Raw genomic sequence first — 15,932 nt, forward strand, 5'->3', positions numbered from 1 at the left:
GTGTAATATAGATGCAAAATATTTTAAAAGAATACTTTGGGTATCAACAATTTAGAGATGGACAGAAAGAAATTATTGATAAAGTGATTGATCATCGACCAACATTAGGTGTTATGCCGACTGGCGGAGGTAAATCAATTTGTTATCAAGTACCAGGACTTTATTTAGATGGCGTAACAATTGTCATCAGTCCTTTAATCTCCTTAATGAAAGACCAAGTTGACAGCTTAAGGTCTATGGGGATTAAAGCTGAATTTTTAAATAGTACATTAACAAATAAAGAGAAGAATAGAGTAGAAAGAGAACTTGTTTCAGGACAAGTTAAATTCCTATATATTGCACCAGAGCGCTTTAATCAACCACAATTTGTACAATTAATAAATAAATGTAATATTCAACTTATAGCATTTGATGAAGCCCATTGTATATCTAAATGGGGACATGATTTTAGGCCGAGTTATCAAGAAGTGATAACTCATGTTATGAGTTTACCACATCATTTTAGATTAGTTGCATTAACTGCTACGGCTACTCAAGAAGTACAAGAAGATATTTCACAGAAACTAGGAATAGCAGAACAAGATATTGTTGAAACTTCTATTAAACGTGAAAATTTAACATTTAAAGTAAATAGTACGTACCAAAGATTGAACTTCGTCAAAGATTATGTAAAAAGTCATATTAATCAATCAGGCATCATTTATTGTTCAACAAGAAAACAAGTAGAACAACTTAGTGAGACTTTTGACGATTTAGATATAAAAAATGTTATGTATCACGCTGGTTTGCCGAAAGAAGAAAGAGAACGTGCACAAAGAAAATTTATAGATGATGATATAAAATTAGCAGTCGCTACCAATGCTTTCGGAATGGGAATAGATAAATCTAATGTGAGATTTGTGATTCATTATAATATGCCTCAAGACATCGAGTCTTATTATCAAGAAGCAGGTAGAGCAGGACGAGATCAATTAGACAGTGAATGTATATTGCTATTCTCTGATAGAGATATTGATTTACAAAAATTCTTTATTTCTTCTAGCCAAGCGGATGATGAATATAAAGAAAAACAAGGCGAGAAGTTAAGACAAATGATTCAATACACGAAGACAACGAAATGCCTTGAAGCGATGATGATTCATTATTTCAACCCTGATGAAAAACTTGAAGAGTGTGGAAGATGTTCAAGTTGTTTAGAAGCTAAAAAATCATACGATATGACTACTGAAGCACAGAAAATTTTAAGTTGCATTGCGAGATTAAAACAACAAGAAAAAAGGAATATGATTATACAAGTACTTAGAGGTGAGAAATCAACTCAGATAACATCTTTAGGGTATGAAGAGCTAAGTACTTATGGAATACTAAAAGATTATACTACAAACGAATGTCACCATTTATTAGACGAGTTAAGGTTTAAAGGATATTTAAATGAATATAAAGAAGTATTGAGTGTTGACCAATCAGCGATGGAAGTTTTAAGAGGTAATGTACAAATTATGACAACACCATTTAAATCTAAACCTAAAGAGATTGTAGATATACAAACAATAACAGATGTAGACCGCTCATTATTTAATCGTCTAGTTGAAGTTAGAAAAGACTTAAGTAAAGAGTTAGAAGTATCCCCGTTATCTATCTTTTCTGACCAAATTTTAGAACAATTTGCGAAACGCCTACCTGAATCTAAAAAAGAAATGATTATGATAGATGGAATAGGTAGTTATAAATTAAAACACTATTGTCCAATATTTATTGATACAATTAAAAAATATAAACAACCAATTTAAAAAACAATGAATTTTATTGTTTATTGAGGGTAAATGATTATAAAGATAAATCTAATTTTGAACAATAAAAGGAAATGTGGGGTATATTGGGATGATTAAATTTAAAAATGTTTCAAAATTATATGGTACTAAAAAAGCGGTTGATAACGTTAGTTTCAACGTAGATAAAGGGGAATTTTTTGTATTAATCGGGCCGTCGGGGTGTGGGAAAACAACGACGCTTAAAATGATTAATCGCTTGATTCATTTATCAGATGGATATATTTATTTTAATGATAAACCAATTAGTGATTATGATGTTTCTGAAATGAGATGGGATATAGGTTATGTATTACAACAAATTGCTTTATTCCCACATATGACGATTAAAGAAAATATTTCACAAGTACCTGAAATGAAAAAGTGGAAAAAACAAGATATTGCAAAACGCGTTGATGAATTATTGAATATGGTAGGGTTAGACCCAGATACATTTAGAGATCGATACCCTAGTGAATTATCAGGTGGACAACAACAAAGAATCGGTGTTATAAGAGCCTTGGCTTCAGATCCGCCGGTAGTACTTATGGATGAACCATTCAGCGCTTTAGATCCAATTAGTCGTAAAAATTTACAAGATGATGTACTGAAGTTGCAATCTAAAATTAACAAGACAATTATCTTTGTCACACATGATATAGAAGAAGCGATGAAAATGGGAGACCGTATTTGCCTCTTAAATGAGGGACATGTTGAGCAAATTGGCACAACAGAAGATTTTATTCACCATCCTAAAAATGAATTTGTTAAATCATTTATTGGTAATATGGATGCTCATGTACTAAAACAAGTACAGTTAGGAGATATCGCGCAACCTATTTCAGAAGTTCATCCAACTTCTATAGATGTTTATCCTAAAGTAACACCAACACAAACCATTGATGATATATATGGATTGTTAGCTGAACATGAAGCAATTGTAATGGATAAAGGCGAAGAGGAACCAAGCCATATTGTAACTAGGCAGTATGTTTTTAGTTACTTAGCTGATAAGAATAGAGGTGTTTCATAATGAATGTATTATTCGAAACATTATCTAGTAGAAAAGGACAATTGCTAGAAACGTTACTGGAACATATTCAATTATCGTTTATTGCTTTACTTATTGCAGTTGTTATCGCTGTTCCATTAGGTATTTTACTTACGAAAACAGATAAAATTGCTGAAGTTGTAATTAACATTGCGGCAGTTCTCCAAACAATCCCTTCGCTAGCCTTGCTAGGGTTGATGATTCCATTGTTTGGTATTGGTCGTATTCCAGCTATAATTGCATTGGTTATTTACGCATTATTACCAATCTTAAGAAATACATATACAGGAATCAAAGAAGTAGATCCTTCCCTTATTGAAGCGGCTAGAGGTATAGGAATGAAAACAGGTAGAAGACTTTCTAAAGTCGAATTACCACTCGCTATGCCAGTAATGATGGCTGGTATTAGAACAGCTATGGTATTAATTATTGGTACTGCTACGTTAGCAGCTTTAATTGGTGCAGGAGGACTAGGGGATTTAATTTTACTCGGTATTGATCGTAATAATTCATCACTCATATTATTAGGTGCGATACCAGCTGCAATTCTTGCTATATTCTTCGACGTATTCTTAAGAATGTTAGAGAAAATTTCATACAAGAAATCGATTATTATTCTAGGCGCAATTTTACTTGTTTTCTTAATAACAATTATCGCTCCTTTATTTGGACAAAAAGGTGAAAAAATTACATTAGCAGGTAAATTAGGCTCTGAACCAGAAGTTATCACAAATATGTATAAAATTTTAATTGAAGATGAAACAGATAATACGGTAAATGTGAAGGCTGGAATGGGTAAGACTTCATTCTTATTTAATGCTTTAAAATCTAATGAGGTGGACGGATATCTTGAATTCACTGGTACTGTATTAGGAGAATTAACTAAAGAAACACCTAAATCAACAACAGAAAAAGATGTATATAATCAAGCAAATGATAGTTTAGAAAAGAAATTTGATATGCAATTGTTAGAACCTATGAAATACAACAACACGTATGCTTTAGCAGTTAAAGAAGAATATGCTAAAAAACATAATTTAAAAACTATTTCTGATTTGAAAAAAGTTGAAGATGATATTAGACCAGGCTTTACGCTAGAATTTAACGACCGTGAAGATGGTTATAAAGGCATTCAAAATAAATACAACTTGAAATTCAATGATGTAAAAACAATGGAACCTAAATTACGTTATCAAGCGATTGAAAGTAATGATATTGACTTAATAGATGCATATTCAACAGATGCTGAATTAAAAGAATATGGCATGGTTGTATTAGAAGATGACAAAAAGTTATTCCCACCATATCAAGGCGCACCAATGATGAAAAAAGAAACTGTTGAAAAGCATCCTGATGTAGTGAAAGCAATGAACAAATTAAAAGGTAAAATTAGTGACGAAGAAATGCAAGAAATGAATTATCGTGTTACGGTAAAAGATGAAGATGCATATCAAGTTGCAGAAGAATATTTAAAGAAGAATAATCTAATTGACTAAAGCCATTGATTTATGAAAATGGTTAGGTCTATAATATTATTTAATTGAGGCTGAGACATAAACAAATGACTCAGCCTTAAATGTTATATTTGCAATGGATATCTGGTTTGAAAATGTCCTTGTATCAAGCCTTTCAATCTAGTTATCTTTAACGGAGTGACACATAGAAATTTTATGAGAACGAATAGATTTCTATGTCACACTTATTTTTAAATATGGAGGTCATAGGATATGAAGCAACAATTAAAAGAGTTACAGGCTTATCAGCCTGGTTTATCACCAAGGCAACTAAAAGAAAAGTACGGCATTGAAGGGGATATGGTAAAGCTTGCTTCAAATGAAAATTTGTACGGCCCTTCTCCGAAAGTTAAAGATGCAATACAAGAAAGTCTAGATGAGTTATTTTATTATCCAGAAGTGAAACAATTTGATGTAAAAGATACTTTGAGTCAGTTTTTAAACGTGAAGAAAGAACAAATATTTTTTGGATCTGGTTTAGATGAAGTTATCATGATTATTTCTAGAGCAGTATTAGAAGCAGATGATGAAATATTAACGAGTGATATGACGTTTGGACAATATAAACATCATGCTGTCATTGAACGTGCACAAGTTAAGACGACGCCACTTAATAATGGTTATTTTGATTTAGATGCAATGTACGAAGAAATTACTGATAAGACGAAATTAATATGGATTTGTAATCCTAACAATCCATCTGGAACATATTTACCACACGAGGAACTAGAATCGTTTATTAAAAAAGTTCCAGATAATATTATCGTGTTAATTGATGAAGCATACATAGAGTTCGCTGTTGCTGAAGATATGCCTAGAAGTTTAGAATTATTAGATAAATATAAACAAGTTGTTGTATTAAGAACATTTTCTAAAGCATATGGCTTAGCATCACAACGAATTGGATATGCGATTGCCGATGAATCATTACTCAACCAACTTGATATTGTTCGTCTACCTTTCAATGTAACGTCACTATCCGCAGTTGCAGCTAACGCAGCGTTACAAGATCAAGAATATTTAAAAGATATTACTAACAAGAATAGAACTGAAATTGAAAAATTCTTAAATTCTTCATTTAAAGAACATTTATACGACAGTCAAACAAACTTTGTATTCGTAAACACAGATAAACCTCAAGAACTATACGATCAATTATTAAAAGAAGGTTTTATCACAAGGCCGTTTCCTAATGGGGTTCGTATTACAGTTGGTTTTAGTGAGCATAATGATAAAATGATTAAAGTATTAGAAACCTTTTTCGAAAAAGTGAATTCATAAAAAAGGAAAGTGAATAAGTTCTTTGTTATAATAGTATACATGAGATATAAAAGGAGAAGGTATAATGGCGAAACAAACAATCGGTATTGATATGGATGAAGTGTTAGTTGATACAATTAAAAAATTATTAATGCGTTATAATCAAGAAACTTCTTCAAACGTTACTATGGAAGAACTAAAAGGTAGTAAAATTAGAAATATGATGCCTGAACACCAAGGTATTTTAACTGATATTCTTAGGGAAGATGGATTTTTCAGAGATTTAGAAGTATTTGATGATGCTGTAGATGTTGTAAGAAAATTAAACGAATATTATGATGTTTTTATCGTTACAGCTGCAATGGACGTACCTACATCATTTGCTGATAAATATGCTTGGTTAAGAGAACACTTACCATTTATTGATCCACAACATTTTGTATTTTGCGGTGATAAAGGAATTGTAAATACAGATTACTTAATCGATGACAATCCTAGACAATTAGAAAGCTTTAATAATCATTCAATTATGTATGCAGCAGCACATAATATTGATTATGATAAGTGGCCAAAAGTATACAATTGGAAAGAAGTAGAAGAATACTTCTTAGGTGAAAATGGAGAATACAATAAACAGAAAAACTTATCCGAATCTATAAAGTAATTGTGGTATTTCATTATTTAATATCACAAGAATTAAGCTAACAAACTCAATATAAATGATAAAAGAAGCCCAATCTATTGATTGGGCTTCTTTTAATGTATACCTTGCATAAGTTTTTTGATTTTTGGTGTCATAGCAAGCACAATTAATGCTACAACAATTGCGATTGCACCAATAAGACCGAAGTAATTTTGGTGTCCTAATGGTTTTATTAATTTTACAAGTTGTCCGTTGATTCCTTGTGCAGTTGCGTTAGTTAAGAACCATAAGCTTAGCATTTGTGCAGAGAATGCTCTTGGTGCAAGTTTCACAGAAACACTTGATCCTGTAGGAGATAAACATAGCTCTCCAATTACACATAAGAAGAAACTTAAAATTAGCCATATAGGATTCATTAACTCAGTTTGTTGCATAGACACCGCAATCATCATCGCAATGAATGACACACCTGCAAAAGTAAGACCAATTACAAATTTAAGAGGTGTAGAAGGGTTATATTTACCTAATTTTTGCCATAGCATTGAAATAATTGGTGCAAATATTACGATGAAAAATGGGTTGATTGATTGGAACCAACCAGCTGGAATTTCGAAGTTAATACCATACACAGATAAATCTAATTGTGTTTTCTCTTGAGCAAATACACCTAGAACGTTTGAACCTTGTTCTTGTATACTCCAGAAAAGTACTGAAGCTAAGAATAGTGGTACATAAGCTAACAATCGAGATTTCTCGGTACTATCAATATCTGGACTTCGGTACATAATAGACCAGTAAATAAATGGTACTACTATTCCGACTATTAAGACAATTAAACTTATAGAATTAAATGTAAGTTGATCAACTAAGTATAAAATACCTAATAATATAAGAATACCTATCGTACTATATGTAAATATTTTAGAGTATTTAATTTTTTCTTTATGATTTAAAGGGTTTGAAGGGAAGTTCTCTACTTCACCAAGACTTTTTCTTTGGAATAGTACGTATGCTATTAAAGCTAAGAACATACCAAATGCTGCAATAGAGAAACCTTGGTGGAAACCAACATTCAAACGTACTTTGTCAATAATAAGAGGTGATAATAAAGCCCCCATATTAACTGACATATAGAAAATAACAAATCCCGCATCTAATCTATTATCATTTTTGTGATATAGGCCACCTACAACATTAGAAATATTTGGCTTCATTAAGCCTGACCCGACAATAATAAGAATCATAGAGATTAAAAATGCGCCCAATCCAAATGGTAAAGATAATACAACGTGACCGAACATAATCAATATAGAACCTAAGAGTAAGGATCTTCTCGAACCAAGTAATCTATCTGCAACCCAACCACCTAGAATACCTGTCATAAATATCAGTGAGCCGTACATTGCCATAATTTGCTGAGCAGTAATTTTATCTAATCCTAGTCCGCCTTGACTTACGGAGAAGTATAAATAGTACAGCAAAATAGCACGCATACCGTAATAACTGAAACGTTCCCAAAATTCAACAAAAAACAGTATGCCTAAGCCGCGTGGATGCCCAAAAAATCCATGTTGAGGAACAGTTTCAACCATTTCCTCGCGCGTCATTTTGACCATAAAAATCGCTTCCTTTCTAAACTCTCCCCCAATTTTTAGGTAAGTTTAAAGAATAGTTTAAACCTCTAAAATAAAAAATTCAATAAAATTTGTATAAGTTCTAATATTATGAATATTCAAAAAAATATAATATAAAAAGAAGACCGAAACATAAATTTGTCTCGGTCTTCTTTATATTATTTAACACCAGCCATAAGTGTTTTGATTTTAGGACTTGCAACCATTAATAATGCTGCAATTACGATTGCCACTATACCAGAGTATAGGAAGTAATCGTTCGTACTTATGCTTGTATATAATTTAACCATTTGCGCGTTAATACCTTGAGCCATCGCGTTTGATAAGAACCAAACACTCATCATTTGAGCAGTGAAAGCTTTAGGTGCCAATTTAGTTGTAGTTGACAGTGCAATAGGTGAAAGACAAAGCTCACCTATAGTAACTAATAAGAAACTACCGAATAACCAAATTGGGTGAATGATTGAAGAATCACTTGATAATGGGATGACCATAATAATATATGATAATCCTGCGAATAGGACACCAATTGCGAATTTATAAACAGTTGGTGGATTAAATTTACCAAGTTTTACCCATAATACTGAGAATACAGGTGCAAGTAAAATAATGAAAAATGGATTAAGTGATTGGAACCATGCTGCTGGAATATTGAAATCAATAGCACCACCAGTTAGTTTCGCCATGCTTAATTCAGTTTTTGTATCAGCAAATTGAGCTAACACTGTAGATCCTTGTTCTTGAATCATCCAGAATGCAACAGCTGCAATAAATAACGGTATATAAGCATACACTCTTGAACGCTCATAGTCTTCAGTTTTCTTACTTGTTGTAATTTTAATAAAGTAATAAATAGGTAATAATACACCTAATACTGAAATGAAGTTTGCAAAGTTAGGTAAAGTTAATTGGTCGAATAAACTTAAAATGAGACAAACAATTGCGGCAATAATCACAACTATCGCTACGATTTTAGTTATTCTAGCTTTCTCTTCTTTATTAAGTGGATCGGGTACTTCAATACCAGCTAAACCTAAATATTTTTTATTTGTAATAAAGTAAATAACTAAACCAACGAACATACCTACAGCTGCCACTGCAAAGCCTGCGTGGAATCCGACATTTACTTGTAACCATCCAATGATTAATGGTGAAATTAATGCACCTAAGTTAATAGACATATAGAAAATTGTGAACGCTGAATCCAATCTTGGGTCATTTTTCTCATACAACAGACCAACTGTTGATGAAATATTCGGTTTTAATAAACCTGTACCAATGATTAAGAATAAAAGCGCGACAAGTAATAAAGTAAAGTTATTTGGTAATGATAGTAAGATATGACCTATCATGATTAGAATACCACCATAGAATAGGGCATGACGAGTACCTGTAATTCTATCAGCAATCCAACCACCGATAACACCACTCATGTATACTAGTGCTCCGTAAATTGAGACAATTTGTAGTGCTAAACCTTGGTCTATACCAAATCCGCCTTTAGCTACTGAATAGTATATGTAGTAAGCAAGGATGGCTTTCATTCCATAATAACTGAATCTTTCCCAGAACTCAGTAAGGAACAAAGTTGATAAACCTTTAGGATGACCGAAAAAACCAGTACGTGGCGTACTTTGAATGATTTCCTCTTTTGAATAATGTTTGTTATCCATTTTTTAATTCCCCTCATTATAAACTATATTAAATTGTGTTGTACTTAAAAATAGCACATATTAAATTGTAATCGTTTGCTAATAAAAATACAAGGTAAATATTGATAATATTCATACAATAATGACTATTTAAAATAATTAAACCCTTTCATTTCAGGCTTTATAAAGAAAGTGAAAAAGTTAAAATTATTGTAAGCGTTTTCTTTATAACGTCTAAAAATATGTTGAATTGCATAGAAAGGTGAAAAAAGTGCATATTCATACTTGAGAGGCTATAGAAACACTCGTATTAAGCAAGCGCTATAAATTAAAATATAACAAACGCCCAATCCGTATTTAACTAGCGGATTGGGCGTTTGTTTTTGAGAAATTGAGGCTAATGTCTCAATTTCTACTATATATATTGGAATTATGGTCTGTTATCTATTATCGATGTTTTCAGGATATAAGTCATGATTCATCATACGATATTCAGCCATTTCTTCATACTTTGTACCTGGGCGACCATAATTAGTATATGGGTCAATTGAAATACCGCCTCTTGGTGTGAATTTACCTAAAACTTCTATATAATGTGGATCCATTAATTCAATCAAGTCATTCATGATAACATTCATACAATCTTCATGGAAATCTCCATGATTTCTAAAACTAAATAAGTAGAGTTTTAAAGATTTAGATTCTACCATTTTTACATTTGGTATATATGAGATATAAATTGCAGCAAAATCAGGTTGTCCTGTAATAGGGCACAATGATGTGAACTCAGGACAGTTAAATTTAACAAAATAATCTCTGCCTTGGTGTTTATTATCAAACACTTCTAGAACTTCTGGATTATATTGGTCATAATATTGATTGTTTTGGTTTCCTAATAATGTTATATCTTTTAAATCTTCTTTTTTTCTGCCTTCTGACATTGTTTATGATTCTCCTTTTTCTATTGATTCTTCTGGTTTTGGATTTCTTTGAGCTTTTTTGAACATATAATACCCAGCAAGGAATATAATGATATAGCCAAGGTAACTTAATAAGTCAGGTGACTCTTTGAAAATTATAAAACCTAGTAATGCACTAAATACAACTGACGCGTATACAAAGATTGAAATATCTTTAGCAGCAGCGTAACTATAAGCTATCGTTATTCCGAACTGACCAACAGTAGCAAAAACACCAGATAACAATAATATGATTACTTGTGTTATGCTCATTGGTTCATACGTGAAAATAACAAAAGGTATAAGTACTACTGTAGAGAAAAATGAAAAATAGAATACAGTTGTATAAGCTTTTTCACGTTTACCTAGAGGTCTCAGACAAGTATAGGCACCTGCAGCAAATAATCCTGATAATAGACCAATAATCGCTGGTGTCATATCTGAATTAAATGATGGCTTGATAATGAAAATTGCACCTGCTATTGCGACAATCATTGCAATAACTTGGTATTTTCTAGCGCGTTCATTTAGAAATAGTGCACATAGAATAATAGTCCAAAATGGATTTAATTTCATTAACATGTCTGCGTCACTTAGTACCATATGGTCTATGGCATAAATATTTAGCAAAACACCAATGAGTCCTAAAGAGGATCTTAAAATTAACAATGGTTGGTTTTCTAATTTGCCGAAAAATGATACTCGTGCTTTATAAGCAATATATATTGGAACAAGCATGGCTACTAGATTTCTGAATAATGATTTTTGGAAAACCGGTAAATCACCAGACAATCTGAAGAAAACAGCCATTAAGCTAAATCCAATAGAAGATATAAGTATAGCAAGAATACCTTTTATTGTAGAATTCATTTTATACACCTTCCATTTTTTATCAATGAACATATATTATCATAACTCACTTTACAAAGTATATGGAATTCTAATTTTTTAAATTTATGAAAGTAAAATAAAGAAATTTTCAAATGTTGATATAACAACACTTGTGTGACATATCGATAAAGTCAACCCTATTTTTTATAAAAATTTAAGGTATTATGAGTGTTATGGCTCGTCGTTAATGTTATAATAAATCACATAATATAGTATGTACTAACAAAAGTTAACACTATATCTTGTGTTTTACGCATTTAGAATAAAAAGTTATAAACTATGTAAAAATTTATATTTTTAATTTATAAAAATTCGTAAACACAAAGTATATACATATGGCAGGTGATAGTGTATGAAGATAATTTATTTTTCTTTAACAGGTAATGTTAGACGATTTATTCAAAGAGCAGGATTATCGAATACGATGGCTCTCACTGAAGCAAACAAGACAGAAGAAATAAATGAACCATTTATAATTGTCACAGGTACAATTGGGTTTGGCCAAGTACCTGACCCCGTCCAAGCATTTTTAGATGTAAATCATAAAAATCTTAAAGCGGTAGCTGGCAGTGGAAATAGAAACTGGGGCAATAATTTTGCAAAAGCGAGTGAGGAAATTGCGAATAATTATAATGTCCCTTTATTAATGAAGTTTGAACTTCATGGTAATCAGGAAATAGCAGATGAATTTAGAGAAAAGGTGGTTAATCTTTATGAAAATGATAAACAAACAGAATTATAATCATATTGAATTAAATAATAAAGTGACTAAGCGTAGAGAAGATGGTTTCTTTGATATTGAGAAAGACCAAGAAGCATTAGAAGTTTATTTAGAAGAAGTAAAAGAAAAAACAATTCAATTTGGTACTCCAATTGAACGTTTACATGCTTTGGTTGATCAAGATTTCTATTATGATTTATTCAAAGAGTATAGTGAAGCGGATTTAGAAGAAATAAATGAATTTGCAGATTCTATTCCTTTTCAGTTTGCAAGTTACATGTCAGCAAGTAAATTCTTTAAAGATTATGCCTTAAAGACTAACGATAAATCTCAGTATTTAGAAACATATAAAGAACACGTTATTATTGTTTCATTGTATTTAGCTAAAGGAAACGTAGCACAAGCGAAACAATTTATTGAAGGAATGATTGAACAACGTATTCAACCAGCAACACCTACTTTCTTAAACGCGGGTAGAGCAAGACGTGGTGAATTAGTGAGTTGTTTCCTATTAGAAGTAGATGATAGCTTAAACTCTATTAACTTTATTGATTCAACAGCGAAACAATTAAGTAAAATTGGCGGAGGAGTTGCAATCAACTTATCGAAACTTCGTGCACGTGGCGAAGCGATTAAAGGTATTAAAGGTGTAGCTAAAGGCGTACTACCAGTTGCTAAATCATTAGAAGGCGGATTTAGTTATGCAGATCAACTTGGTCAAAGACCTGGCGCAGGCGCAGTATATTTAAATATCTTCCACTATGATGTTCTTGAATTCTTAGATACTAAAAAAGTAAACGCGGACGAAGATATTAGACTTTCAACTATCTCAACTGGATTGATTGTTCCTTCTAAATTCTTCGATTTAGCAAAAGAAGGTAAAGACTTTTACATGTTTGCACCACACACGGTTGAACGTGAGTACGGTAAAACATTAGATGATATTAACTTAGACGAGTATTACGATGAGCTAGTAGCAAACCCTAACATCATCAAGAAAGCTAAAGATGCACGTGAAATGTTAAATACAATTGCACAAACACAATTACAATCAGGTTATCCTTATTTAATGTTTAAAGACAATGCAAACAAAGTTCATCCGAACTCTGATATTGGCCAAATTAAAATGAGTAACCTATGTACTGAAATCTTCCAACTGCAAGAAACTTCAGTTATTAATGACTATGGAACAGAAGATGAAATTAAACGTGATATTTCTTGTAACTTAGGTTCATTGAATATTGTAAATGTTATGGAATCTAAAAAATTCAGAGATTCTGTTCATACAGGTATGGATGCATTAACAGTTGTGTCAGATGACACTGAAATCAAAAATGCTCCGGGTGTTAGAAAAGCAAATAATGAATTACACTCAGTTGGTTTAGGTGTAATGAACTTACATGGATATTTAGCAAAAAATAAAATCGGCTATGAATCAGAACAAGCTAAAGACTTTGCAAATGTATTCTTTATGATGATGAACTATTATTCTATAGAGCGTTCAATGGAAATAGCGAAAGAAAGACAAGAAACTTACGTTGATTTTGATAAATCAGATTACGCTTCAGGAAAATATTTCGAGAAGTATACACAAGAAGATATTAAACCGCAATTTGATAATGTAGCAGATTTATTTGAAGGATTAGATATTCCAACTGCAGAAGATTGGAAAGCTTTAGCTGAAAAAGTTAAAGAAAACGGTCTTTACCATGCATACAGACTTGCTATAGCACCAACACAAAGTATTTCTTATGTACAAAATGCTACAAGTTCTGTTATGCCAATCGTTGACCAAATTGAAAGAAGAACATATGGTAACTCAGAAACATTTTACCCTATGCCATTCTTATCACCAGAAACAATGTGGTATTACAAATCAGCATTTAACATAGATCAAATGAAATTAATTGATTTAATTGCGACGATTCAACAACACGTAGACCAAGGTATTTCAACAATCTTATATGTAAATTCTGAAATTTCAACACGTGAACTTTCAAGACTATATGTATATGCACATCATAAAGGATTAAAATCACTTTATTATACTCGTAACAAATTATTAAGCGTTGAAGAATGTACAAGTTGTTCAATTTAATCATTTTAATAAGATAGGAGATCTAACATGAAGGCAGTAAATTGGAATACACAAGAAGATATGACAAACATGTTTTGGCGTCAAAATATTTCCCAAATGTGGGTAGAAACAGAATTTAAAGTTTCTAAAGATATTGCAAGCTGGGAAACTTTAACAGAACCTGAAAAGAATGCATTTAAGAAAGCATTGGCTGGATTAACAGGCTTAGATACACATCAAGCTGACGACGGCATGCCGCTTATTATGATGCACACTAAAGATTTACGTAAAAAAGCAGTTTACTCATTTATGGGTATGATGGAGCAAATTCATGCGAAAAGTTATTCTCATATTTTCACAACATTACTACCATCCAGTGAAACGAATGAATTACTAGATAAGTGGGTAGTAGAAGAACCACATTTAAAATATAAATCAGATATCATTCTGAGCAATTATCATAAATTATGGTCTAAAGACGCGTCAGTATATGATCAATATATGGCTCGCGTAGCGAGTGTGTTCCTTGAGACTTTCTTATTCTACTCAGGATTCTATTATCCATTATATTTAGCAGGACAAGGTCGCATGACAACTTCTGGAGAAATTATTCGTAAAATATTACTTGATGAATCTATTCATGGTGTATTTACTGGTTTAGATGCACAAAGTTTAAGAAACGAATTAACTGAAGATGAGAAATTAAAGGCTGATACAGAAATGTACCGCATGCTAGAGCTATTGTTCAAAAATGAGTATGAATATACAAAAATGCTTTATGATGAAATTGGGTTAACAGAGGACGTTATGAATTACGTTGCATATAATGCGAATAAAGCGTTAGCTAACTTAGGTTTCGAACCGTATTATGAAGAAAAATCATTCAACCCTATTATCGAAAATGCTTTAGATACAAGCACTAAGAACCATGACTTTTTCAGCGTTAAAGGTGATGGATATGTATTAGCACTAAATGTTGAACCTTTAACAGATGAAGATTTTATTTTCGATGAAAACTAAAAACAATAATTAAATAAAAGTAATTATTACTTTCTTAAAACTGTCGCAAAGTGCAAAACTTTAGTGACAGTTTTTTGTATCCTATACTTTATAAGACCTTTTTATTTAAGGTGAAAACATATAAAATGAAAGTATATAAAAGTGTTATTTTAGCTTTTGAATAGAAAAGTTAACATATTTTTCAATATTTGAGCATTTTACATTTACTTAATTAGATATAATGAGAATAGAATTAAAAAAAGGTGGGTTACATATGAAAAGAGTTTTACTGGGTCTTTTATCGTTAATCATTATTTCAGTGTTAGCAGCTTGTGGTAATGATAATAAAGAAAAAGAAGATCATTCAGAACATAAGCAGTCAGATCATGATTCTTCTGATAAACCTCAAGCTTTAGAAGTTAAGCTAGATGTACCAGAAGAAGCGAATAAAGGGGAAGAAGTAGATTTATCTGCTGAAGTTACATTAGGGAAAGAAAAAGTAAAAGACGCTGATGAAGTAATGTTTGAAATCATAAAAGATGGCGACAAAAAGAATTCTGAAATGAAAAAAGTGAAAGAAAATAAAGACGGGAAATATACTTTAAAGTATAAATTCGATGAAGAAGGTACTTATAATATCACAAGTCATGTCACAGCACGTGATCAACATACAATGCCTAACAAAGATATTAATATAAAATAATTATAAAAGAGTAATGAAAT

General features: G+C 31.5%; 13 protein-coding genes. 9 read left to right on the top strand and 4 right to left on the bottom strand.

The features are described from left to right. Positions 1-11 precede the first annotated feature (11 nt). The 5 genes from recQ (at position 12) to LQ688_RS03270 (ending at position 6,297) form a co-directional block, all read left to right on the top strand. Complete coding sequence (gene recQ, locus LQ688_RS03250) at positions 12-1,790, top strand: DNA helicase RecQ (RefSeq protein ID WP_017000374.1); 1,779 nt, start codon at positions 12-14, stop codon at positions 1,788-1,790. Positions 1,791-1,881: 91 nt separating this feature from the next. Continuing rightward, on the top strand, positions 1,882-2,841 hold the full coding sequence (locus LQ688_RS03255) for an ABC transporter ATP-binding protein (RefSeq protein ID WP_239752624.1): 960 nt from the start codon (positions 1,882-1,884) through the stop codon (positions 2,839-2,841). Beyond that, positions 2,841-4,355, top strand: coding sequence for an ABC transporter permease/substrate-binding protein (locus tag LQ688_RS03260; protein WP_064204696.1), 1,515 nt, complete (start codon positions 2,841-2,843; stop codon positions 4,353-4,355). Before LQ688_RS03255 ends, LQ688_RS03260 begins: the two co-directional genes overlap by 1 nt. 231 nt (positions 4,356-4,586) lie before the next feature. Continuing rightward, positions 4,587-5,654 carry a histidinol-phosphate transaminase gene (hisC, locus tag LQ688_RS03265; RefSeq protein ID WP_103268628.1) on the top strand — a complete coding sequence of 356 codons (1,068 nt, stop codon included), beginning with the start codon at positions 4,587-4,589 and terminating at the stop codon, positions 5,652-5,654. A 64-nt stretch (positions 5,655-5,718) separates the two neighbouring features. Continuing rightward, positions 5,719-6,297, top strand: a complete 579-nt coding sequence (locus LQ688_RS03270; protein ID WP_017000371.1) for a 5' nucleotidase, NT5C type — start codon at positions 5,719-5,721, stop codon at positions 6,295-6,297. A 92-nt stretch (positions 6,298-6,389) separates the two neighbouring features. Here the strand turns inward: LQ688_RS03270 and LQ688_RS03275 are convergent, their stop codons facing one another. From LQ688_RS03275 to LQ688_RS03290, 4 genes are all read right to left on the bottom strand, one after another. Further along, positions 6,390-7,892 (bottom strand): peptide MFS transporter, encoded by a 1,503-nt coding sequence (locus tag LQ688_RS03275; protein WP_239752625.1) that lies wholly within the window; start codon positions 7,890-7,892, stop codon positions 6,390-6,392. A gap of 176 nt (positions 7,893-8,068) precedes the next feature. Further along, a complete protein-coding gene (locus tag LQ688_RS03280; protein WP_017000369.1) occupies positions 8,069-9,583 on the bottom strand; it encodes a peptide MFS transporter in 1,515 nt (504 codons plus the stop codon). Positions 9,584-10,002: 419 nt separating this feature from the next. Next, the gene (gene queF, locus LQ688_RS03285; RefSeq protein ID WP_017000368.1) at positions 10,003-10,503 is read right to left on the bottom strand and encodes a preQ(1) synthase; all 501 of its coding nucleotides are present in this window, start codon (positions 10,501-10,503) and stop codon (positions 10,003-10,005) included. Between the two features lie 3 nt (positions 10,504-10,506). After that, a complete protein-coding gene (locus LQ688_RS03290) occupies positions 10,507-11,391 on the bottom strand; it encodes a DMT family transporter (protein ID WP_017000367.1) in 885 nt (294 codons plus the stop codon). 373 nt (positions 11,392-11,764) lie between these two features. Between LQ688_RS03290 and nrdI the strand changes: the two genes are divergently transcribed. The 4 genes from nrdI (at position 11,765) to LQ688_RS03310 (ending at position 15,912) form a co-directional block, all read left to right on the top strand. Then, complete coding sequence (nrdI, locus tag LQ688_RS03295) at positions 11,765-12,154, top strand: class Ib ribonucleoside-diphosphate reductase assembly flavoprotein NrdI (RefSeq protein ID WP_017000366.1); 390 nt, start codon at positions 11,765-11,767, stop codon at positions 12,152-12,154. Next, on the top strand, positions 12,126-14,231 hold the full coding sequence (gene nrdE, locus LQ688_RS03300; RefSeq protein ID WP_017000365.1) for a class 1b ribonucleoside-diphosphate reductase subunit alpha: 2,106 nt from the start codon (positions 12,126-12,128) through the stop codon (positions 14,229-14,231). The genes nrdI and nrdE overlap by 29 nt, the downstream gene beginning before the upstream one ends. Before the next feature lie 27 nt (positions 14,232-14,258). Next, complete coding sequence (gene nrdF / locus LQ688_RS03305) at positions 14,259-15,230, top strand: class 1b ribonucleoside-diphosphate reductase subunit beta (protein ID WP_064204699.1); 972 nt, start codon at positions 14,259-14,261, stop codon at positions 15,228-15,230. A 253-nt stretch (positions 15,231-15,483) separates the two neighbouring features. Beyond that, the gene (locus LQ688_RS03310) at positions 15,484-15,912 is read left to right on the top strand and encodes a FixH family protein (protein WP_064210866.1); all 429 of its coding nucleotides are present in this window, start codon (positions 15,484-15,486) and stop codon (positions 15,910-15,912) included. Positions 15,913-15,932: the final 20 nt, after the last annotated feature.

Origin of the sequence: Mammaliicoccus sp. J-M40, assembly GCF_022386395.1 — a bacterium.
GTDB lineage: Bacteria > Bacillota > Bacilli > Staphylococcales > Staphylococcaceae > Mammaliicoccus > Mammaliicoccus lentus.